The organism is Patulibacter minatonensis DSM 18081, from assembly GCF_000519325.1.
In the GTDB taxonomy this organism is placed as follows: domain Bacteria; phylum Actinomycetota; class Thermoleophilia; order Solirubrobacterales; family Solirubrobacteraceae; genus Patulibacter; species Patulibacter minatonensis.
This window is the reverse complement of the sequence record NZ_KI912613.1, coordinates 1,651,252-1,671,991: the sequence shown is the minus strand read 5'-3', so window position 1 is coordinate 1,671,991 and position 20,740 is coordinate 1,651,252. Positions and strand designations below refer to the sequence as shown.

Annotated in this window: 17 protein-coding genes; 8 read left to right on the top strand and 9 right to left on the bottom strand. The window is 73.8% G+C overall.

The annotated features are described in order from the left end of the window. Window positions 1-56: 56 nt before the first annotated feature. The 3 genes from PATMI_RS0107540 to PATMI_RS28240 all read left to right on the top strand — a co-directional run bounded on the left by PATMI_RS0107540 (window position 57) and on the right by PATMI_RS28240 (window position 3,681). A complete protein-coding gene (locus PATMI_RS0107540; protein ID WP_036725433.1) occupies window positions 57-1,502 on the top strand; it encodes an MFS transporter in 1,446 nt (481 codons plus the stop codon). A 29-nt stretch (window positions 1,503-1,531) separates the two neighbouring features. Then, window positions 1,532-2,131 (top strand): PRC-barrel domain-containing protein, encoded by a 600-nt coding sequence (locus PATMI_RS0107535; RefSeq protein WP_026910443.1) that lies wholly within the window; start codon window positions 1,532-1,534, stop codon window positions 2,129-2,131. 65 nt (window positions 2,132-2,196) lie between these two features. Then, complete coding sequence (locus tag PATMI_RS28240; protein ID WP_245604131.1) at window positions 2,197-3,681, top strand: alpha/beta hydrolase; 1,485 nt, start codon at window positions 2,197-2,199, stop codon at window positions 3,679-3,681. 151 nt (window positions 3,682-3,832) lie between these two features. Here the strand turns inward: PATMI_RS28240 and PATMI_RS0107520 are convergent, their stop codons facing one another. From PATMI_RS0107520 to PATMI_RS0107505, 4 genes are all read right to left on the bottom strand, one after another. Then, a complete protein-coding gene (locus PATMI_RS0107520; RefSeq protein ID WP_026910442.1) occupies window positions 3,833-4,174 on the bottom strand; it encodes a hypothetical protein in 342 nt (113 codons plus the stop codon). 59 nt (window positions 4,175-4,233) lie between these two features. Beyond that, complete coding sequence (locus PATMI_RS36540) at window positions 4,234-4,398, bottom strand: hypothetical protein (RefSeq protein WP_157260665.1); 165 nt, start codon at window positions 4,396-4,398, stop codon at window positions 4,234-4,236. Between the two features lie 235 nt (window positions 4,399-4,633). Continuing rightward, window positions 4,634-7,855: a M14 family metallopeptidase gene (locus PATMI_RS34090; protein WP_026910441.1), complete on the bottom strand. Its 3,222-nt coding sequence runs from the start codon at window positions 7,853-7,855 to the stop codon at window positions 4,634-4,636. Further along, on the bottom strand, window positions 7,852-10,218 hold the full coding sequence (locus tag PATMI_RS0107505; RefSeq protein ID WP_157260664.1) for an Ig-like domain-containing protein: 2,367 nt from the start codon (window positions 10,216-10,218) through the stop codon (window positions 7,852-7,854). The genes PATMI_RS34090 and PATMI_RS0107505 overlap by 4 nt, the downstream gene beginning before the upstream one ends. Before the next feature lie 333 nt (window positions 10,219-10,551). Between PATMI_RS0107505 and PATMI_RS0107500 the strand changes: the two genes are divergently transcribed. Further along, window positions 10,552-11,706: a N(5)-(carboxyethyl)ornithine synthase gene (locus tag PATMI_RS0107500; protein WP_026910439.1), complete on the top strand. Its 1,155-nt coding sequence runs from the start codon at window positions 10,552-10,554 to the stop codon at window positions 11,704-11,706. 54 nt (window positions 11,707-11,760) lie between these two features. Here the strand turns inward: PATMI_RS0107500 and PATMI_RS0107495 are convergent, their stop codons facing one another. Continuing rightward, on the bottom strand, window positions 11,761-12,864 hold the full coding sequence (locus PATMI_RS0107495; protein ID WP_026910438.1) for a helix-turn-helix domain-containing protein: 1,104 nt from the start codon (window positions 12,862-12,864) through the stop codon (window positions 11,761-11,763). 93 nt (window positions 12,865-12,957) lie between these two features. On the opposite strand from PATMI_RS0107495, the gene PATMI_RS0107490 reads away from it, so the two are divergent. Continuing rightward, the gene (locus PATMI_RS0107490) at window positions 12,958-13,428 is read left to right on the top strand and encodes a pyridoxamine 5'-phosphate oxidase family protein (RefSeq protein ID WP_026910437.1); all 471 of its coding nucleotides are present in this window, start codon (window positions 12,958-12,960) and stop codon (window positions 13,426-13,428) included. Window positions 13,429-13,479: 51 nt separating this feature from the next. Here the strand turns inward: PATMI_RS0107490 and PATMI_RS0107485 are convergent, their stop codons facing one another. Together PATMI_RS0107485 and PATMI_RS28230 are read right to left on the bottom strand one after the other, a co-directional pair. Further along, a complete protein-coding gene (locus PATMI_RS0107485; protein WP_084269766.1) occupies window positions 13,480-14,547 on the bottom strand; it encodes a sigma-70 family RNA polymerase sigma factor in 1,068 nt (355 codons plus the stop codon). Window positions 14,548-14,645: 98 nt separating this feature from the next. Continuing rightward, a complete protein-coding gene (locus tag PATMI_RS28230) occupies window positions 14,646-15,098 on the bottom strand; it encodes a PaaI family thioesterase (RefSeq protein WP_084269765.1) in 453 nt (150 codons plus the stop codon). Window positions 15,099-15,300: 202 nt separating this feature from the next. Between PATMI_RS28230 and zwf the strand changes: the two genes are divergently transcribed. Further along, a complete protein-coding gene (gene zwf / locus PATMI_RS0107470) occupies window positions 15,301-16,806 on the top strand; it encodes a glucose-6-phosphate dehydrogenase (RefSeq protein WP_036725426.1) in 1,506 nt (501 codons plus the stop codon). Between the two features lie 3 nt (window positions 16,807-16,809). On the opposite strand, the gene PATMI_RS0107465 is transcribed toward zwf, so the two are convergent. After that, window positions 16,810-17,478 carry an SDR family NAD(P)-dependent oxidoreductase gene (locus PATMI_RS0107465; RefSeq protein WP_026910433.1) on the bottom strand — a complete coding sequence of 223 codons (669 nt, stop codon included), beginning with the start codon at window positions 17,476-17,478 and terminating at the stop codon, window positions 16,810-16,812. A 217-nt stretch (window positions 17,479-17,695) separates the two neighbouring features. Between PATMI_RS0107465 and PATMI_RS0107460 the strand changes: the two genes are divergently transcribed. Both PATMI_RS0107460 and PATMI_RS0107455 read left to right on the top strand, forming a co-directional pair. Then, complete coding sequence (locus PATMI_RS0107460; RefSeq protein WP_026910432.1) at window positions 17,696-18,160, top strand: SRPBCC domain-containing protein; 465 nt, start codon at window positions 17,696-17,698, stop codon at window positions 18,158-18,160. Continuing rightward, the gene (locus PATMI_RS0107455; RefSeq protein ID WP_245604130.1) at window positions 18,157-18,516 is read left to right on the top strand and encodes an ArsR/SmtB family transcription factor; all 360 of its coding nucleotides are present in this window, start codon (window positions 18,157-18,159) and stop codon (window positions 18,514-18,516) included. The genes PATMI_RS0107460 and PATMI_RS0107455 overlap by 4 nt, the downstream gene beginning before the upstream one ends. Before the next feature lies 1 nt (window position 18,517). On the opposite strand, the gene PATMI_RS28225 is transcribed toward PATMI_RS0107455, so the two are convergent. Next, window positions 18,518-20,740: RecQ family ATP-dependent DNA helicase (locus tag PATMI_RS28225; RefSeq protein WP_342673037.1), on the bottom strand; the 2,223-nt coding region annotated here is incomplete at its 5' end.

Here is a 20,740-nt window from a genome sequence, read left to right as displayed (position 1 = left end):
CGGAGCGCTCCGCGGAGCAGGGTCCCTCGGGTCACCGACCCATCGAGGAGCCCCGCATGAGCACCACCGCACCCACCCGCGAGATCGCCGGCGTCGCCCGCAGCGGCCCCGTGCCCGACGCCACGACCGGCCTCGGGCTCGTCGTCCTGCTGGCTGCGTTCTTCGTCGTCACGCTCGACTTCTTCATCGTCAACGTGGCGCTCCCGTCGATGCAGGCGGACCTCACCGCCGGCAGCGGCGCGCTGACCGTGTGGGTCGCCGGGTACGCGATCGCGCTCGGCGCCTTCCTCGTCCTCGGGGCGCGCCTCGGCGACCGGCTCGGACGACGCCGGATGTTCCTGTGGGGCCTCGCCACGTTCACCCTCGCGTCGGCGGCGTGCGGCGCCGCACCCGATCCGACGACCCTCTCGGTCGCGCGGATCGCCCAGGGTCTCGGCGCCGCGCTGCTGACGCCCCAGGTGCTCGGCACGCTGACGGCGACGACCGAGGGCGAGGCGCGGGTCCGCGTCCTCACGATCTACGGCCTGACCGCCGGCCTCGCCGCCGTCTCGGGCCAGCTCCTCGGCGGCGTGCTCCTGGACGTCGACCTGTTCGGGCTCGGCTGGCGCGCGTGCTTCCTCGTCAACGTGCCGGTCGGGATCGTCGCGCTCGTCCTCGCCGGCCGCGCGGTGCCCGAGACCCGCGCGGCCCGCCGCCTGTCGATCGACCCGTCGAGCGTCGCGATGCTCGCCCTCGGTCTCGGCCTCGTCGTCCTGCCGCTGGCCGAGGGCCGCGAGCGCGGCTGGCCGCTCTGGTGCGTCGTCGCGATGGTCGCCGGCGTGGTGCTACTCCTCGACTTCGCGCTGCGGCAGCGGTCGCTCGCCCGTGGCGGCGCCGTCGACCCGCTCGTCGACCTCGCCATGCTCCGCGACCGCACCTTCGGGGTCGGGACGGTCGTCTGCTTCGTCGTGCAGACCGGCATCGCGTCGTCGTTCTTCGTGCTCGCGCTGGCGCTGCAGGGCGGCCTGGGCCTCGACCCGCTCGAGTCCGGGCTGGTCTTCACGACGCTCGCGGTCGGGTACGTCGCCTCGTCGATGGCGGCGCCGGCGCTGCAGGCGCGCTGGGGTCGCGGGATCCTGCTCGGCGGGGCGGCCGTGTCGGCCGTCGGCGAGGCCGCCCTGGCGCTGACCGCCGGCGAGGTGCACGCCGGAGGCTCGGCCGCCGCGCTGATCCCAGGCCTCGTCGTCGCCGGGATCGGCATGGGCATGGTCTTCGCGCCGTCGGTCAGCCTGGCCCTGGCCGAGACCGACGGCGGACGCTCCGGCGAGGCCTCCGGCGTCATCACCACCGTCCAGGAGATCGGCGGCGCGGTCGGCGTGGCGCTCCTGGCGATCGTCTTCTACGGCGCGCTGGGCACCGGCGGCGACGTCGCCCACGCCTTCGCGGTCGCCTCCTGGTGCCTCGTCGGCCAGTCCGTGCTGGTCGGGCTCCTCGCGCTGGGATTGCGCCGTCACCGGGGGTGAGGCCTCCCGTCACGGGGTACAGACGCGGCATGCAAGAGATCGAGGCCATCGAGGACTGGAAGGGCCAGGACGTCGTCGACGTGGCCGAGCAGAAGGTCGGCAAGCTCGAGGACGTCTGGTTCCGCGCCGACGCCGCCGACCCGGTCCTGATCTCGGTCAAGAGCGGGCTCCTGGGGCGCAAGCGGCACCTGGTCCCGCTGCAGGGCTCCACGGTCACCCGGTCCTTCGTGCGCGTCGCGTTCACCGAGGACCAGGTCTCCGGGGCCCCGCAGAACGACGACGACGCGCGGCTCTCCGCCGACGAGCTCGCCGCCGTGATCGCGTACTACGGGGTCGACGTCGACGGCGCGCAGGACGCCGAGCTCGAGTCCGGCGACGCCCGGCAGGCGCGGATCCGGGCGGCCCGCGAGGCCCGGGCCGCAGCCGACAAGGCCGAGCAGGACGCCGAGGCGCAGGCCGTCGCGGCGACCGAGGCCGCCGACCGCGCCGAGGCCGCGATCGCCGAGGCGGAGGCCGCGAAGCAGCGCAGCGTCGACGCCGCCGCCCACGCCCGCGACCTGCGCTCGAAGGCCGACGCGGCGAAGGTCCCCGAGACCCGCGCCTCCATCCCCTCGGGCGTCCAGGACTGACCGCCGGCCGGCGCGTGTCGCCCCGACACACCGTCCCGGGTAAGCGCGCGGCGTAGGGTCGTCCGGTGCGCCGCCCGTCGTCCGTCCTCCGCGCCCTGCCCGTCCGCCGGGGCGTGGCCGTCACGACCGCGCGCCGCGCCGTGCGACCGCGCCTCGCCGGACGCGCCGCCGCGCTGCTCCTGCCGCTCACGGCCGCGGGCGTCGTGGTCCCGACGGCCGGCGCGGCCCCGCGCGTGACCCTCGACGGCGGCACCGTCGCGTCGCTCCCCGTCTGCGGGCGGACCGCACCGGTGCACCGCGTCGACACCGGCGGCGCGCTCCGCCTCGTCGCCCCGGCGGCGCGGTCGCGTGCCGCGCGGACGGCCCGCAAGGGATCGGCGGTCGTCGTCGACCGGTGCGAGAACGGCGTCTGGAAGCCGCTGCGGACGATCACGCTCGGGGCCCGGAGGCGCGCGCTGTCGGCGGGGATCGTCACCGGCACCGAGGCGACCGGCGACCTGCGGGTCCGCTCGCGGACGAAGGCCGGGCGCACCGGCACCCCGGTCTACGCCCGGATCGGCGTCGGCGAGATCGTCGACGTGCCGATCTCCGTGAAGGTCGTCAACCAGAACCGCACGGCGATCCCGTGCCTCGGCGCGCCGGACGGGAAGACGTACACGGTGCGCGGCAGCGTCGTCGCCCCGCGGAGCGCGCTGACCGCCGGCAACCCGGCGGTCTCGGTCTACGTGCACGGCCTCGGGTACTCGTCCTTCTTCTTCCGGTTCGGCGACGTCCCCGGGTACGACTACGGGCTGTCGCAGGCGCGCGCCGGGCACGCATCCGTGGTCCTCGACCGGCTCGGCAACCCGGCGCACGACGACCTGCCCGACGGGAACGCGACGTGCATCCCGGCGCAGGCGGACATGGTCGACCAGGTCGTCCGGGGCCTCCGGACGGGGCGGGTCTCCGGGATCCCGGAGACGCCGCGCTTCAAGAAGGTCGTCCTCGCCGGGCACTCCCTCGGCGGCTTCATCGCGCAGGTGGCGCAGTACAGCTTCGGGAGCGGCGACGCGCTCGCCGTGATCGGCTACACGGACGTGCCCTCGGGCCTGGCGCTCGGGACGTTCGCGAACGCCGGTGCGGATTGTGCGCTGAACCCGCAGCGGTCGCACGGCGCGACGGGTGCCCCGGGGTACGCGGCCTTCGGCCGGACGGACGCCGACTTCGCCGCGGGGCACTTCCACGACATCGATCCCGTCGTCGCGCGCGACGTCCTCCGCCGGCACAACCTCGATCCGTGCGGCGATCTGCTCTCGGCGCTCCAGGCCCTGGCGGTCGACCAGGTCGCGACCCGCACGTCGATCACCGCGCCGGTCCTGGTGATCTCGGGCGCCGACGACGCGCTGTTCTCCCCGCCGACGAACCGGATCCAGGCGTCGACGGCCTACCCCCGGTCGCGCGAGGTCTCGTCGGTCGAGCTCCCGGACACCGGCCACGCGGTGACGCTCGGCCGGACGCACGAGGCGTTCCGCCGGGCGATGGACCGCTGGCTGACGGACCAGGGCGCCTGAGGGCGGGGCGGGCGGTTCGACGCGGGCCGGGCGGACCCCGGCTCGGGCGAGCGCGGCACGACGCGGGCGACCGCGGCCCGGCGCGGGCCCAGCGCGGGCGACCGGCGGTCGACGGCGGTGGCGGCGGCGGCCGGAGCGGCGCCCGCCGGACTCAGCGGGTGAACTCGTGCCCGACGACGCCGGCGCGGTGCAGCAGGCCGCGGAGGAAGGACTCGCCGGCGACGGTCCCGACGGTCATCAGCGCGACCTCGCCGTAGGCGCGGAGGACGCCCTGGCCGGCGAGGCGGGTGGAGGCGGCGTAGACGTCGTCGGCGATCTGGAGGATCCCCGCGTCCTGTCCGCTGCGGTCCGCGGCGATCTGGAGGTGTCCGCGCCAGCCGGAGCCGCCCTCGGCGTCGCCGGGCTCGTCGCGCAGGAGCGCCCGGGCGACGCGCGACCCGTAGTGCGCCATCGCGGCGTCGTGCTGGGCGGGGTCGTGCGGTGCGTGGAACATGGGCGGATCCGGGTGTGCGGCGGTGTGCGGCGGGCGGGCGGAGTGCGGCGGCCCGGGCCTCAGGCGGTGGTGGCGGCGAAGACGGGGGTGCGGCGGGCGGGGGTGGTCTGCTGGGCGTTCTTGGTGCCGCGGTGGTGGGCGGCGGCCACGGCACCGAGGAGGGCGACGTTCAGGACGACCCAGGCGGTGAGGAGGACGAGCGCGATGACCATGTGATGGATCATGCGGCGGTCGTGGATCAGGTCGGGACCGTGGTTCGATCGGGTTCGTATCAGCGCGGGGGGATCGCGTTGGTTCTGCGCGCGTATTTCTGGATCGCGTATGTACGAGGGCTGGGAATGGTGCGCGCGGGGTGTGTGTGGTTGCGGCGCGGCCGGGACGCCGACGCCCCCGGTCGCGCGGGGCGGCCGGGGGCGTCGGGTGCTGCGTGGTGCCGGGCGACCTGCGCCCGGGTGCGGGCTACATCTGCCCGAGCTTCACCTTGATCTTCCGCTTCTCCACCTGCTGCATCAGGCTCGAGACCCACTCCTGCCGGTCGTGGAAGTCGTCCGTGCGGGCGTTCCTGATCGTCAGGGTGACGAGCTTGACCTTCTTGCCCGAGGTCTTGAAGGTGACCTTCCTGCGCACCGCCTTGGGCAGCTTCGCCGCCTTGACGGCCAGCTTGAGCTTCGTGCCGTACCGGGCCTTGACGACGACGACCAGGTCCTTCGTGACGTCGTGGACCGCCTTCGGCGCCGTCTTCTTCTTCACGACCGGGAGCTTCTTGGCCAGCAGGGCCGGGGTCTCCTCCGTGGTCGTCCGCGCCGTCAGCGCGTCCGGGGCGGCCGCGACCGTCGCGGGCGTCACCTTCGGCGCCGGCGCGGCGTCGGCGGGGATGTCGGCCGTCGTCGGGTACATCGCCGCGTTCAGCACCAGCCGCTCGTCCTGGTCCTTCCAGGCCCGGAAGAACGGGTTGAAGCCGAACACCGTCGAGTGACCGGCGCCGAGGTCCGAGCTCACGACCGCCGGACGGCCGTCGAGCAGCCCGGGGCCGGTCGCGTTGACCGACAGGCCGTACTTCTGCCCGTTCAGCGACTTCGCGGAGTTCAGGTCGTCGGCGTAGCTGACCGCCGCCTTCGAGGCCGGCACCGCGCCCGCACCCGGGAGCGTCGCCGGATCGAACATCGGGTCCGTGCTCGACGAGCGGTAGATCCAGCCGCCGAGGTCGAAGCCCCACGCGACCGGGTCGGTCGTGTCGAACGTCGCGTCGTACGTGGAGCCCGGCGTCTTCATCGACGAGGGCACCGCGGTGACGTTCAGGTTCGTCAGCCCGGCGTTGCGGCCCGTCGCGGCGCCGTTCGTGCCGTAGCCGACGTAGCGGCCGCCACCGTTGACGAACGCCTTGACGGCGTCGGCCGTGGCGCCCGTGATCGTCGTGCCCGGGTTCACGATCGCCGTGAAGCCCTTCGACGCGAGGTCACCCGCGGCGACCTCGGTCGACGTGATCGGGACGACCACCGACGCGGGCAGCTCGTCCTTCTCGCGGAGCGTGAAGTACGCCTCGCAGAACGACGCGGCGCCGGACTGCGTCACCAGGGCGCAGTGGCCGGGCACGCCCGGGGTCCCCGGCGTCGACGCCGGCCCCGTCACGTTCGGACCCGACACGTTCAGCGGGTTGGACGGGATGCCCGTGCCGCCGGTGTAGAGGCCGATCTTCGGGGTCGTCATCCGCTTGCGGGCGACGGGGTAGCGGTCGAGGCCGGCGACCGGGGTCTGCCGCTTCTTCGCCAGCGCGTTCAGGTCGACGCCGGCCGAGGCCAGCGACGGGCCGTTCACGAGCGCCGCGCCGGTGTAGTACTTCGTGCCGCCCGACGTGAACGCCGTCGTCGCGCGGGAGACGTCGACGCCCTTGTCCAGGAGGTCGGCCGTCAGCGCGAGGCCCTTGACCGAGTCGGTGTTGAACGCGTAGACCGCGGACGTCGCGCTCGGCGCGCCGCCCAGGTCCGGGGTCCCGATCTGCGTCAGGTCCGTCGGGACCGAGGTCGAGTCCGTCAGGAAGCCGTCGCCCGCGAGGCCGCGCTGCAGCCCGTAGGACCACGTCACGACGTCGTAGTAGAAGGGGTACGGGATGAACGGGTTCTCGCCCATCACGGCCTGGATCCAGTGCTTCATCCCCTGGTTCATCGGGATGTAGAGCGTGCCGGCGGGCAGCGTCGTCGACGACGCGTCCTTGCCGTACTCCCGGACGCCCTTGAGCGCCGTGTCGGAGTTCAGGCGGAACACCTTGACGCCGACCTCCTGCATCTCCGTCAGCAGCTTCGCCACGTCACCGGCGTGCGCGCCGGGCCGGAAGAAGTAGCCGCAGACGCGCTTGTCGGCCGGGACCGGGGTCAGCTCGTCGTGGAGCGGCGAGACCAGCTTGTTCGGCTGGAGCGTGCACGCCTGGCCCTGGTCGACGGCCTGCTTCCACTGGCGGACCCAGTCGCGGGTCGTCGCGATCTTGTCCTTCGCGATCGTGTTGATCGTCTGGTCGATCGCCAGGAAGTGGTCGTAGACCTGCTTCGAGTAGGCCTCCGCGTTGCCCTTCTCGTACGTCATCCCGGCCGCGCCCATGATCAGCGACGGGACGGTGTCCCCGTACTCGGGCGTGAACAGGTCGTACTGGTTGTAGTTCTGGTAGAGCGTCGAGGTGTCGTTGAACGCGTTCTGGAGCGCCGGGCCGATCTTGTTCTGGATCGTGTCGAGCGAGAAGCTCGAGATCTCGTGGTGGACCGGGTCCTCGTTCGGCGGGAAGAAGTACGCCGAGCCGCCCTGCTGGTGGGCGTCGATGAAGAACAGGCCCGGGTACTCGTTCATCTTCGGGATGAAGTCGCCGTTCTCGACGTAGTTCCGCGTGCCGAAGTCGCGGTTCGGGTCGAACGCGAACGCCGTCGTGCGGGTGACCGCGTCGCGGCCGTCCGGGTTGCGGACGAGCTGGAGGAACAGGTCCATCGTCCCGATGCGTTGCAGGTTGCCGCAGTCGGTGCGCGCCGCCAGCTCGTAGAGCTCGCGGGCGATCGACTCGCCGGCCGCGGACTCGCCGCCGTGCGGGGTGGCGGTGATCCAGCCGAACGCGGGCCGGGTGATCGCGGCCTCGAGGCCGTCCGCCTCCGGGATGTCGCCGGCGCGGACGCCACGCCAGTAGGCCGCGTCGCCCGACGGGCCGTCGAGGTTGCCCATGTTGACCGGGGTGCCGACGGCGTAGAACGCCATCCGCTTGCCGAGCGACGAGGTCCCGATCTCCTTCGGGACGACGCGCACGCGCGGGTTCAGCGCGGTCGCGCGGACGAGGTAGTCGCCGTAGGCGAGGAGCACGTCGCTCTGGTTGCGGCCCTGCGGGTTGGCGGGATCGGAGCCGACGCCGCCGGCGGTCGCGCCGCCGCCGGCCGTGGCCGCGCCGAAGCCGAGCGGCACGACGGCCTTCGACGCCAGCGCGACGTCGGCGGCCGGGGTGCCGGCCGGCGCGTTGCCGGCCTTCACGGCGGTCCAGAAGGCGTCCCACGAGAGGACGGTCGGGTCGTAGGCGACGCCGGCGGAGCACTGCGCGGCGGGATCGTCCGCCGCCAGCGCGCCGGCCGGCATCGCGGCCGCGCCGAAGAGCGCGGTCACGGTCGCGGCCGTCGCGAGGATGCCCCGCGCGACCTGGGATCGACGGGTCTTCACGAGAACCTCCGGCTGATCGAGTTGGAGCGCAGCACGGCGGACCCGCCGTAGCGCGCGCTCACCGTGAACCTCTGCTTGGACCTGGGCGCGGTGACGGAGCGGCTGAACGTGCAGCCCTTCCCGAGCTTCACCTGCTGGTTGAGGACCGACTGGCCCGCGCGCCTGATGACGACGGTCACGGTCCCCTTGCAGCCCTGCGCCTTCGTCACGCCCGTGGGCAGCTTCAGCGTGCCCCGGATCGTGCGGGTCGTCCGGCTGCCCGTGCGCTTCGTGCTGACCTTCAGCCCGAGCGTCGGCCTGAACTTGTCGACCGTGACCGTGGTCGACGTGACGGCGGTCGAGCCGGCGGCGTCGGTGACGGTGGCGGTGGCGGTCAGGGCCTGCTTGCCCACGTCCGCACCGGTGACCTTCACCGTGCAGGCGTACGGCGCCTTGACCTGGGTGCAGACGAGGCGGTCGCCGAGGCGGACCGTCACGCGCTGCACGCCCGCTGCGGCGTTGACCGTCAGGCGGACCTTCGACGAGCCCGAGATCGTGACCGGCTTGCCGCTGAACGCGACGGTCGGAGCGGCGGGCGCGGGCGTCACCGGCGGGGCCGGCGTGGTCGGGGTCGTGGGCGTGGTCGGCGTCGTCACCGGCGGGACCGGGCAGGCGACGGTCACGACGACCGGCGCGCTGCGGGTGGTCTGGCCGAGCGAGTCGCTCGCCAGCGCGGTGTAGCTGTGCGTCGCGCCGCAGGTGGCGTCGGCGGGCAGCGTCACGGCCTGGACGTAGGACGGCTTCGCCAGGTCGCCGACGAGCGTGCCGCCGTCGTAGATCCGGACGCGGGCGACGCCGAAGTCGTCGGTCGCGCCGGCCGTCAGGGTGACCGTGCCGCCCGGGGCGACGGTGCTCGCGTCGGGCGCGATCGTCACGTCGGTCGGTGCGGCGTCGGCGATCGGCAGCGGCGCGTCGGCGATCGTGTACATGCCGGCGTCGGGGTCGGACTGCACGCCGTTGCGGAACGGGTAGTAGTCGACGGCCGAGGAGGTGTTCTGGGTCGGCACCGTGGCGTCCGCGGCGACCGTGCCGTTGACCGGGTTCTCCGGCCACGGCGGGTTGATCGTCGGCGAGACGAGCGGCCCGGGGTTCGTGGTCGCGCCGGCGGCGATGCGCAGGCCCCACCAGTTGTTCTCGGCGAGGAAGACGTTCGCGACGCCGGTGTTCGGCGTCACCCCGTCCGCCGCGACGTTGATCGCGCCGTAGCCGTTGTCGACGATGTTCGAGCGCGTGACCGACGTGTTGTAGGTCCGCGGCAGGCCGGTGGACACCGGAGCCGTCGTCATGCGGGCGCCGATCAGGCGGATGCCCGCGGCGAGGTTCAGGTTCTGGTTGTTCGTGCCCGTCGTGGTGCCGTTGCCGCGGGTCGGGGCGCCGGTGCCGTTGACGAGGTTCTGCGTGATCTGCGAGTCCGCGATCTGGGCGCGGGCGCCGGCGGTGACGCGGACGCCGTCCTGGCCGAAGAGCGGGCCGGTGGTCACGGGACCGACGACGGAGCAGTTGCCCGAGCCGGCGAAGTTGCTGCACTGCGTGCGGCCGACGATCGTCGACGCCGACAGGACGCCGCGGTCGATGACGCCGGACGCGGTGAACGGCGGGGCGTCGTTCGTGGCGCCGTCGATCAGGACGCCGTACTTGTTGTACTTGTCGACGCGCGTCAGCTCGATGGTCAGCGTGCGCGTGCCGTCGACGGGCTGGATCAGCGTCTGCGACGTCTGCGCGATGCCGATGCCGATCGCGTCGGGGTGGCGGTAGCCGCCGGGCTTCGTGTACGCGGCGTCGCCCTCGGAGGTCACCGTGTTCGTGACGCGGCTCTTCACGATCGAGCCCTTCGCGTCGAGGTACACGACGCCGGCCTCGACGACGACCGGCTTGTCGCCGGGCGCGAAGCCGTCGACCGTGACGCCGCTGATCGCGACGTCGATCGGCTTCGTCGGCGCGCCGACGACCGCGACGACGTCGCCCAGGCCGTTGCGGAGGTCCGGCGTGGTCTCCATGATCCGGCCGCCGGAGGGCGAGGACGCCTTCGGGGAGATCGTGACGAGGTCCGCGCCGGCACCCTTGATCGTCAGGTCCTTGGCGATCGTCAGGGCGTTGGTGCCGACCTCGCCGGTGCCCTCGGCGTAGGCGCCGGCGCACACGGAGACCGTGTCGCCCGGGGCCGCCGCGTCGACGGCCGCCTGGATCGAGGAGTAGGTCGCGGCGGGGCAGTCCCTGCCGTCGTCGTCGACCGCGAGCGTCGCCGCTCCGGCCGATGACGCGAGCGCGAGGCTCCCGGCGACCGCCATCAGTGCGACGCATGGCCGCAGGGGATTGGTGTTCACGAAACGAGGTCCCTCGTCGGTGGTTCGGATGCGCACGACGACGCCGCGCGCCCCGTCGGGGCGCGCGAGGTCGACGTGCGGTGACGCGCGGAGGACGCCGCGTCGCGCCACCGGTGAGGCTCCGGTGCAGACGCGCGACAAGCGCCGAGGAGCAAGCTAATGCGGGCATAAGCTCGTCCGGGCGCCACCTCGTACAAGTCCGGAGGACACCCGGGAGGCCCGCTGTACAACAGGACCGTCCGTGTACAACGTCCCTCGACGCGATCCGCCGTACACCCGTCGCTTTCCGCCGTACGCGGGAGGGTCGCCACGCGGCGCCCGTAGACTCGTCGGGTGCCACAACTCTCAATCGGTGTCGTCGGTTCCTCCCGAAAGGCCGACGAGCACCGGGTGGCGATCCACCCCGCGCACCTCGAGCGGATCGACGAGCGGCTCCGCGCGCGCATGCTCGTCGAGCACGGGTACGGGGAGCGCTTCGGTCGTCCCGACGCCGAGATCGCCCCGCTGGTCGCCGGCCTGCGGACCCGCGAGGAGCTGTTCGCGCAGAGCGACATCGTCCTGCTGCCGAAGCCGCTGGCGGCCGACCTCGAGACCCTGCGTCCCGGCCAGGTCGTGTGGGGGTGGCCGCACTGCGTCCAGGACACCGCGCTGACGCAGCTCGCGATCGACCGTGGCGCCACGTTGATCGCCTGGGAGGCGATGAACCACTGGACGAAGGAGGGCTCCTTCAGCGTCCACGTCTTCCACAAGAACAACGAGCTCGCGGGCTACTGCTCGGTGCTGCACGCCATGCAGCTGCGCGGGGCGACGGGCGACTACGGCCGGCGCCTGCGGGCGGCGGTCATCAGCTTCGGCGCGACCGCCCGCGGGGCGGTCCGCGGGCTCTCCGCACTCGGCGTCTCCGACGTCACGGTGCTCACCCAGCGCAGCAGCAACGCGGTCGCGTCGCCGTTCGCCTCGGTGCGCATGGAGAAGTTCGCGCGCGGCGAGGAGGTCGCCGGGACCGGCCCCGGCGGCATGGTCCTGCTGCACCCGTCGGGCCCGCGGCCCCTGGCCGAGGAGCTCGCCGGCTACGACATCGTCGTCAACTGCATCCTCCAGGACACCGACGACCCGCTGATGTTCGCGACCGACGCCGACCTGCCGCTGTTCCGGCCGGGCACCCTGATCGTGGACGTCTCGTGCGACGAGGGCATGGGCTTCTCGTGGGCGCGGCCGACATCATTCGCGGACCCGATGTACGAGGTCGGCGACGGCGTCCACCACTACGCGGTCGACCACAGCCCGTCGTTCCTGTGGGACAGCGCGACGTGGGAGAACAGCGAGGCCCTCCTCGAGTACCTCCCCGTCGTCATGGGCGGGCCGGACGCGTGGGACCGCAGCGAGACGATCCGCCGCGCGATCGAGATCCGCGACGGCGTGATCCGGAACCCGCGGATCCTGTCCTTCCAGGGGCGCGCGGCGGAGTACCCGCACGCGGTGGCCTGAGTCGCGGGACGCCCGCGCGGGGCAACGCGCCGGTCGGGGCCCGGGGTCCGACGGCTACCTCCCCGCCTCCCACTCGATCGGGTCCCCGGACGACGGGACCTCGGCGCCGAGCTCTCGCAGGACCGAGGCGAGCATCTCGCGGCGGACCGCCCCGTACGTCAGGACGTGCGAGAGCACCCCGCCGAGCGTGAACGCCTGCGGCGGCTCGCAGAGCGCGTCGACGAACCCGTCGTCCCACGCGTCCTCGTCGCGGACCCGGCGGGCGATCGCGGAGAAGGCGCGCCCGGCGCGGTCGAACCGGGCGCGGAGCTCGGCGTGGTCCGGGACCGAGCGGTCGGCGAGCAGAGCGCCCGGGCCCGACGCGGCCCGGCCGGCGATCGCGGCGGCCGCGGTCGCGTCCGCGGGCGACGGGGACGGGCCGGGCTCGGGCGCCGGCTCGCCGAGGATCGCCGCGACCCAGACCTCGAGCGTGAAGACGAGCCGCTCGGCCATCAGCCCGGCGCTCGCCTCCTCGCCCTCGAACCCGCAGGCCACGAACCCGGGGCGCAGCGGCCGGGCCAGGTCCTCCCGGCTCAGCGGGGCGGCGGCGTCGAGCAGCTCCCCGACGCGGGCGAGGTGGTGCAGGACCATCCGCTCGGTCAGGTCGCGGGGTGCGGGGGCGGGTCGGCGAAGCACGGCCGACGGGGCGGGAACGGCCCGCGAGGAGGACCCGGTCGGTGGGCCGGGCGCGCCGGGTCCGGCCGACGGGCGCGGCGCCGCGCCACCGCGCCGCGGTCCCGGCACCGTGAGGCCGGCGGGCCCGAGGACGTGGACGCCGTTGGGCGCGTCGAGCTCGACCGGCCGACCCGACGCGGCGAAGGTGCTCGGGGCGACCCCGTGGGCGCGCGTGAACGCGCGGGAGAACGCGGCGAGCGACCCGTAGCCCGCCTCGGTCCCGGCCTCCGACGCCGACGCCCCGTCCCGCAGCCGCCACGCGGCACGCTCGAGCAGCAGTCGCCGGCGCAGCGCGACCGGCGTCTCCCCCGTCGCCGCCGACAGCAGCCGGTCGAGGTGGTCGCGCGAGAACCCGGCGGCGCGCGCGAGCGTCGCGCCGTCCCCCTCGGGATCGTCGAGGGACCCGGCGACGAGGTCGATCAGGTCGCGGAGGCGGTCGGCCACGGCGACATCCTCGCGCTTGATCGCCACACCCGCCGCTTGATCGTCCTCGACACGTCGCTCGCCCCGCCGCCGCCGGCGCGCGATGGTCCGGCCATGCCGTCGTGGTCCGCCTTCCAGTCCGCCGCCCCCGAGCTCGCCGCGCAGGTGCGCGCGCTGCTCGACGCGCACGTCCACAAGACGATCGCCACGATCCGGAAGGACGGGTCGCCCCGGATCAGCGGGACGGAGGCGCGGGTCGTCGACGGGGAGCTCTGGATCGGCTCGATGTGGGAGGCCCGCAAGGCGCTCGACCTGCGCCGGGACCCGCGGTACGCGCTGCACTCGGGCTCGATCGACCCGCCGGACTGGGCCGGCGACACGAAGGTCGCGGGCGTGGTCGAGGAGATCACCGATCCGGTGCGGGTCCGCGAGATCAACGGCGAGATCGCCGACCTCGGGCCGACGCACCTGTTCTGCCTGGACGTCCGCGAGGCGTCGACCGTCGTCGCGAACGCGGACGGGACCGCGGTCGTGATCACCTCGTGGACGCCCGACCGCGGCCTGCGCACCCTGGAGCGCGCGTGAGCGACCGCCTGCCCCGGGTCGTCGCGGTGTTCGATCCGCCGGGTGCGCGCCCTACGCGGGCAGGGACTCGGGCAGCCCGAAGTGCGGGAACAGCGCGGGGCTGACGAAGCCCATGATCTCGCTGATCCGGTCGCCGTCGAGGCTGATCACCTGGAGCACCGTCGGCAGGTGGACGCCGCGGTCGACGGCCCAGCTGTACGTCCCGAACGCGGGCTGGCCGTTGGCGCGGGTCGGCAGGACCTTCACGCGCCGCCGACCCTCGGCGTCGTACGCGCGACCGGAGAACGCCCAGTCGCGGAGGAAGATCACGACGTCCTCGCCGCGGTACCAGGTGGGCATCGGCGGCATCGCGAGCGTCGCATCCTCGGACAGCATCCGGACGATCCCCTCGACGTCGCCCTGCTCCCACGCCGTCACGTAGTCGCCGACCATCCGCTCGAGCTCGTCGTCGCCGAGCGAGCGCAGGGTCGCCTGCTGCGTGCGCTCGGGGAGCAGGTCGTCGAGCGTCGCCCGGGCCCGCTGCAGCGCGCTGTTGACGGCCGGCACGGTGGTCTCGATCGACGCGGCGACCTCCTTGGCGGAGAAGCCGAGGACCTCGCGCTGGATCAGCACCGCGCGCTGGCGGGCCGGCAGGTGCTGGAGCGCCGCGACGAACGCGAGCTCGACGCCCTCGCGCTGCTCGATCCGCGCGTCCGGACCGGCGAGCGCGTCCTCGTCGACGTAGCGCTCGTCGGGGTACGGCTCGATCCAGACCGACTCGGCCAGCGGCGTCCCCGGACCAGGCACCGCGCTGCCGGCGGGTCCGTGCTCGGCGGGCATCACGCGGTGCTTCTTCCGCTTCGCGAGCACGTCCAGGCAGGTGTTCGTGTGGATCCGGTAGAGCCACGACTTCAGCGAGCTGCGGCCCTCGAACCGCCCGAGCGACCGCCACGCCCGCAGCAGCGCGTCCTGCCGCGCGTCGTCGGCGTCGTGGACCGAGCCGAGCATCCGGTAGCAGTGCGCGTGGAGCTCCTTCTCGAACGGTGCGACGAGCCGCTGGTAGGCGTGCTCGTCGCCGCCCTTGGCCGCGGCCAGCGTGCGGCGCTCCAGCGCGGTCGGGGGAACGGGGCCGGGGCTCACCGCCGTGATGCTGCCAGCGCGAGCGGCGGGGCGCCAGGTGCGGGGGGCCGGCGCCGGCCGGCCGACCGGCGGACCGCCCGGCGCCCGTGATGGGCGGATCAGGCGACCGGGGCGCCCTCGCCGGCCCCCGCGCCCGTCATCGAGAACATGACCGCCGAGGCGGACGCCAGCACCTCGTCGCCCAGCAGGAGCTCGGCGGCCATGAAGATCTTCCGCCCCTCGCGACCGGTGACCCGCGCGGTCACGTCGTAGACGCTGCCGTCCGCCGGCGTGGGCCGGTGGTACCGGACGGTCAGCTCGCCCGTCGCGCACCCGCCCTCGAACTCGATCTGCGCGAGCTGGCCGACCGTCTCGTCGAGGGCCGTCGCGATCGCCCCGCCGTGCGTCCGGCCCTGCGCGCCCTCGTGGATCCGCGAGAACGACACCGTCCCGCGCAGGCTCCCCGGCTCGAGCCCGATCATCCGGAACCCGACGCCGGCCGGGGTGTCGCTCCCGCAGCCCAGGCAGTACGGGTTGTGCTCCGCGAGGGCCCGCAAGGTTGCATCGTCCATACGTTCCCGGGACGCTACCTCGCCGGCGGCGGGACGCCCGGCACGACGTCGCGCGGGGTCGTCGGGATCGACAGGCGCACGCCGCACCGGAACCGCACCGGAGCCGCACCGGACGCGAGCAGGCTCCGCGACCTGACGCCCGCGCCCCGCCGATCGCCCGTCCCCTGCGTCGCGCGCGCCCCGATCGGGAACATGGACACCGATGCCCGACCAGCGCGACGCGAAGACCACCAGGGCGCAGCGCCCCGAGAACCGGGTGCTGGTCCTGTTCGGCGCGACGGGCGACCTCGCCAAGCGCAAGCTCTATCCCGGCTTCTTCCACCTGATGCTCGCCGGCCTGATGCCGGAGGACTTCCGCATCATCGGCTCGGGCCGGCACTCCCCCGGCACCGACGAGGAGTTCCGGGAGCGGATCCACGACGCGCTCTCCGAGTTCGGGCGCAAGGAGCTCACCGACGAGACGTGGGAGGCGTTCTCGGAGCGGCTCTCGTTCGTCGTCTCCTCCGCCGACGACGGCGAGGACCTCGCGAAGGCCGTGAAGGACGCCGAGGACGAGATCGGGGCGACGGGCTCCCGGCTCGTCTACCTGTCGGTCCCGCCGTCCGCGATGGAGTCGATGGTCGGGATGCTCGGCGAGACCGGGATCGCGAAGGACGCCGCGCTCGTCATCGAGAAGCCGTTCGGCCACGACGTCGCGAGCGCGAAGGCGCTCAACGCCGCGCTGCACGAGACGCTCCGCGAGGAGCAGATCTTCCGCATCGACCACTTCCTCGGGAAGGAGGCCGCGCAGAACATCCTCGCCTTCCGGTTCGCCAACGGCCTCTTCGAGCCGATCTGGAACCGCGACCACATCGCCTACGTCCAGATCGACGTGCCGGAGAAGCTCACGATCGAGGGCCGCGCCGCGTTCTACGAGGGCACCGGCGCGTTCCGCGACATGATCACGACGCACCTGCTGCAGCTGCTCGGGTTCGTCGCGCTCGAGCCGCCGGTCGCGCTCAACGCCGACGCGCTGCACGCCGAGCGCACGAAGGTCTTCCAGTCGCTGCGTCCGCTCGATCCGGAGCGCACCGTCCTCGGGCAGTACGAGGGCTACCGCGACGAGGACGACGTCGCCGACGACTCCGACGTCGAGACGTTCGTCGCGCTCGAGGCCCACGTCGACAACTGGCGCTGGAAGGGCGTGCCGTTCTTCCTGCGCACCGGCAAGGCCCTCGCCGACGGCCGCCGCGTCGTCACGGTCGGCTTCCACGAGCCGCCGATGCGGATGTTCCCCCTGCACCGCGACGTCGACCACGACGGGGACGGCGCGGTGGTGAACGACTTCGACGGCCACAAGCGGGCCCGGCCGAACGAGATCGTCTTCGAGCTCTCGGAGGACCCGACGGTCTCGATCGAGATGCTCGCGAAGGTCCCGGGTCCGACGATGGACCTGGGCGCCGTGTCGATGAAGCTCGACATCGACCAGGACTTCTACGACCGCCACGGCCTGGAGGCCTACGAGCGGCTCCTCCACGACGTGATGAAGGGCGACCACATGCTCTTCACCCGCGCCGAGGAGATCGAGCGGCTGTGGGAGGTCTGCGCGCCGGTGCTCGAGGGCGACGACCGACCGGCGCCCCTCCCCTACGCCCAGGGCTCGTGGGGCCCGGAGGAGGCCGTCGCGCTGCCGCACCCGCGCGGGTGGCGGCTGCCCGACGGCGGCTGAGCGTCAGTCGCTCGAGACCTGCACGCGGAAGCGGTCGCGTTTCACGTGCAGGTCCCAGAGCTTCTCGGCCAGGACGTCCGGGCCCTTCTCCTCGTCGCCCTCGACGATCCGGCCGCCGATGATCAGCTGCGAGACCTGGATGCCCTCCTCGCCGAGGACCTCGTTGAGGAGCTCCGCGTAGGCGGCCTGGCCGGCGAAGGCGACGCTCGTGCCGGTGACGTTGCGACCGGGCTTGACGGCCGAGCCGCCGTTGACGAAGAGGATCGTGCCGCGGTTCTCGCCCGGTAGGAAACGCATGCCCGGAACGACGGCGTGGACGGCGGCGACCGGGCCGTAGATGGAGAATTCGACCGGGCCGACGAGGTCCTTCGGCGTCGTCTCGAGCACCGGGCGCATGAAGTCCTTCTGCGGGAGCGGGCTGTACTGGAGGACCTCGATCGGGCCGAGGGTCTCGGTGGCAGACTCCAGGACCGCGGCGATCGAGTCGGGGTCGCGCACGTCGGCCGCGAAGCCCTTCGCCTCGACGCCCTCGCCGCGGAGGTCGGCGGCGAGGCCCTCCGCGCGGTCCTGGTTGCGAGAGATCAGGGCGACGGCGAAGCCCTCCTTGCCGAAGCGGCGGGCAACGGCCGCCCCGAGACCGCGTCCGGCACCGATGATCGCGATGGTGGTCATACCCAACCGTTGCCCCGTGAACGACCCCCGCACACGGTGGCGGGGCGGGCAGGACGCGGACCGGCCCGGCTGGGCGGTCGACGCCGGCGGACAGCGGGCCGCACGCCGCGGCGCAGCGCCGGGGCGTGCACCGCAGCGACAGGACGCAACATGCAGTTGCACATCTCGCCGACCATCGCTACGCTTGCGCAACCGAACGTTGCACAAAGGAGCAGGCATGACCCGCGAGAGCATCACCCACGAGATCCACGTCGACGCGAGCCCCGAGATCGTCTTCGACGTCATCACGAGCCCGGAGCACATCCTGGAGTGGTGGAACGGCGCCGAGACCGGGCTGTCGGCGACGCCCGGGCAGGTCACCGAGATCGCCTGGGGCCGTGAGTCCCCGGAGCCACACGTGGAGACGCTCACCGTCGTCGACGCCGACCCGCACCGCCTGTTCTCGTTCCGCTGGGTCGCCGACGGCGGTGCCCCGGCCACCGCGGAGAACTCGCTGCTGGCGACGTTCGAGCTCGTCCCGACCGGTTCCGGCACGACGATCCGCTTCTCGGAGACCGGCTACCAGGGCAAGGACTGGAGCGTCGAGGAGCTCGAGGCGACCTACGCGTCCCACGAGGAGGGCTGGGCCCGCTTCGTACCGAGCGTCGCGGACTACGCCGGCCGACTCGCGACGGCGTCGTGAGCACCGCGGTCGACCGGGTGGCCGACGAGGTCGACGACGACCTGTGGTCCGCGATCGGGGACCCGACCCGGCGGCGCATGCTCGACCTGCTGCTCGCCGACGGTGGCGGGACGGCGACGACGCTCAGCGAGCAGCTGCCCGTGACCCGGCAGGCGGTGGCGAAGCACCTGGCGGTCCTCGACCGCGTGGGGCTCGTCCACGGCACCACGGTCGGCCGGGAGCGACGGTACGAGGCGGACCCGCGACGCATGGCCGACGCGACCGCGCAGCTCGCGCTGGTCGGGTCGGGATGGGACGCCCGACTGCGACGGATCAAGGCGATCGCCGAAGCGATCCAGCGCCGGAACCCGACGTGATTCAGCCCCGCAGGAGCTCCAGCAGGGCGTCGCCGTGCTTCTGCAGGAACGACGGACCGATGCCGCTGATCGCACCGAGCTCGTCCGGGGTCGACGGCTGCTGCCGGACGACCTCGCGCAGCGTCTTGTCCGTCGCCACCGTGTAGGCGGGCTTGCCGTCCGCGCGCTCGCGGCGCCAGGCCTTCAGCGGCGCGAGCTCGTCGTCGGAGACGGGGCGGCCGGTCTCCTCCGCCTGACTCGACCCGCCGCGCGAGCGCCCCGAAGCGACCTGGATCGGCGGCAGCCAGTCGACGGGGTCGTGGACGTCGCAGCAGCGGCCGAGCGGCGCGCCGTCCTCGGGATCGCCGAAGTGGTCGAGCAGCTGCCGGCGCCGGCAGACCTCGTTGTCGCCGGCCGCGTACTTCTCGATCGAGCGGTACGCCTGCCAGCGGCGGTCCTTCGCCGCACGGCACATCTGGGCGACGCGCCCGTGGTCCAGGCCGCCCGGATGGACGCGGACCCGGAGGCGGCCGCCCGGCCCCGGCGCCAGCTCGATCGCTCCCGCGCGCTCGGCGATCGCCAGCGCGATCCGGTCGCGGTCCTGCCCCGCGTCGGCGTCGACCACGCCGTCCTGGTCCGCCTGCGCGCGCAGGCGCCCGACCAGCCCTCCGACCTGCTCGACCGTGACCTCCGCCTCGTTGATGAAGCGGACGAGCCGCCCGAGGTCGGACCTGGACGCCAGCAGCACCGCGCGGGACAGCGCCCCGTCGCGCCCGGCGCGGCCGGCCTCCTGGTAGTACGCCTCGAGCGACGACGGCAGGGCCCAGTGCCAGACGGACCGCACGTCGGCCTTGTCGACGCCCATCCCGAACGCGTTGGTCGCGACGACGACCTCGGCCTGCCCCCGCATGAACGCGTCCTGGCGGCTCGCCCGCACGTCCGCGGACATGCCCGCGTGGTACCCGACGGCGGTCACGCCGGTCGCGTTCAGGAGGTCGCAGACCTCCTCGGTGCTCTTGCGGGTGCCGCAGTAGACGATCGCGGGACGGTTGGCCGGGTCCGACACGCCCGCGACGAGCGTGGCCTTCTTCTTCGCCACCGACCCCTGGCCGTCGAACGGCAGCACGTCGAAGGAGAGGTTCGGCCGGTCGAAGCCGGAGCGCACGCGGGTCGCCGTCCGCAGCTCGAGCCGGGAGACGATCTCGTCCGCGACCTTCGGCGTCGCGGTGGCGGTGCACGCCATCACGGGCGGCCGGCCGAGCTCCTCGATGACGGCGGAGAGCCGCAGGTAGTCGGGCCGGAAGTCGTGCCCCCACTCGCTGACGCAGTGCGCCTCGTCGACGACGAACAGCGCGATCGCCCTCGTCCGGAGCGCGTTCCGGAACACGCCGGACGCGAACCGCTCGGGTGCCGCGAAGCAGACCTTCGCCGTGCCGTCGCGGACCTCGTCGATCGCCTGCCGGTTGCTCGCCCCGTCGCCGCCCGACGCGAGCATCACCGCCGGGTGGCCGAGGTCGGTCAGCCGCGCGCACTGGTCGCGCATCAGGGCGATCAGCGGCGAGACGACCACCGTCAGGTCGTCGCCGGCGAGCGCGGGCAGCTGGTAGCAGAGGCTCTTGCCGCCGCCGGTGGGCATGACGACCAGCGAGTCGCGGCCGTGCAGCGCGGCCTCGACCGCCTCGCGCTGGCCGGGCCGGAAGGACTCGAGCCCGAGCAGGTGCAGCAGCGAGTCCGGGTCGACGTGATCGAGGGGAGCGCGGTCGGGCGCCGGACCGGCGGGGGAAGCGGTGGACCGGGACCCGGTGGAGGCGGACGCCCCGGAGCCGGTCGCGGAGAACGAGGACCGCCCGCCGCCGGGGGCGTCACCGAACGCACCGGGGTCGTCGAACACGGGCGTGCTGTCGAACCCGCCCGGGTCGTCGAAGACCGGCGTGTCGTCGAACGAGCCGGGATCGTCGAAGTTCGGGGTCGCGTCGTACGAGCCCGGGTCGAACGCCCCGTCGTCCCCGGACCGCGCGGGCCCGGCGTCGTCCCCGTCGAGGGCGTCGAGCGACGCGAGGTACGCCTCCTCGGCGGGCGAGAGGGTGTCGTGGTCGGGCGACGACGCGGCGGGTGCGGGGGCGCGCGGCAACGGCGGCGTGGGGGCGGACGGCGTGGGGACGGGCAGCGCGGGGGCGGGCGGCGCCGCGGCCGGTCGGGCGTCGACGGCGGGGGACGGCGGGGCGGGTCGCTCCGCGTCGCGCGC

What these genes read in the sequence shown, in the direction of transcription:
- PATMI_RS36540 (WP_157260665.1), bottom strand. Translation starts at nt 4,398, where the DNA reads ATGATCCATCACATGGTCATCGCGCTCGTCCTCCTCACCGCCTGGGTC.
- PATMI_RS28230 (WP_084269765.1), bottom strand. Translation starts at nt 15,098, where the DNA reads ATGGACGATGCAACCTTGCGGGCCCTCGCGGAGCACAACCCGTACTGC.
- PATMI_RS0107520 (WP_026910442.1), bottom strand. Translation starts at nt 4,174, where the DNA reads ATGTTCCACGCACCGCACGACCCCGCCCAGCACGACGCCGCGATGGCG.
- PATMI_RS0107490 (WP_026910437.1), top strand. Translation starts at nt 12,958, where the DNA reads ATGCCGTCGTGGTCCGCCTTCCAGTCCGCCGCCCCCGAGCTCGCCGCG.
- PATMI_RS0107465 (WP_026910433.1), bottom strand. Translation starts at nt 17,478, where the DNA reads ATGACCACCATCGCGATCATCGGTGCCGGACGCGGTCTCGGGGCGGCC.
- PATMI_RS0107540 (WP_036725433.1), top strand. Translation starts at nt 57, where the DNA reads ATGAGCACCACCGCACCCACCCGCGAGATCGCCGGCGTCGCCCGCAGC.
- PATMI_RS0107460 (WP_026910432.1), top strand. Translation starts at nt 17,696, where the DNA reads ATGACCCGCGAGAGCATCACCCACGAGATCCACGTCGACGCGAGCCCC.
- zwf (WP_036725426.1), top strand. Translation starts at nt 15,301, where the DNA reads ATGCCCGACCAGCGCGACGCGAAGACCACCAGGGCGCAGCGCCCCGAG.
- PATMI_RS0107535 (WP_026910443.1), top strand. Translation starts at nt 1,532, where the DNA reads ATGCAAGAGATCGAGGCCATCGAGGACTGGAAGGGCCAGGACGTCGTC.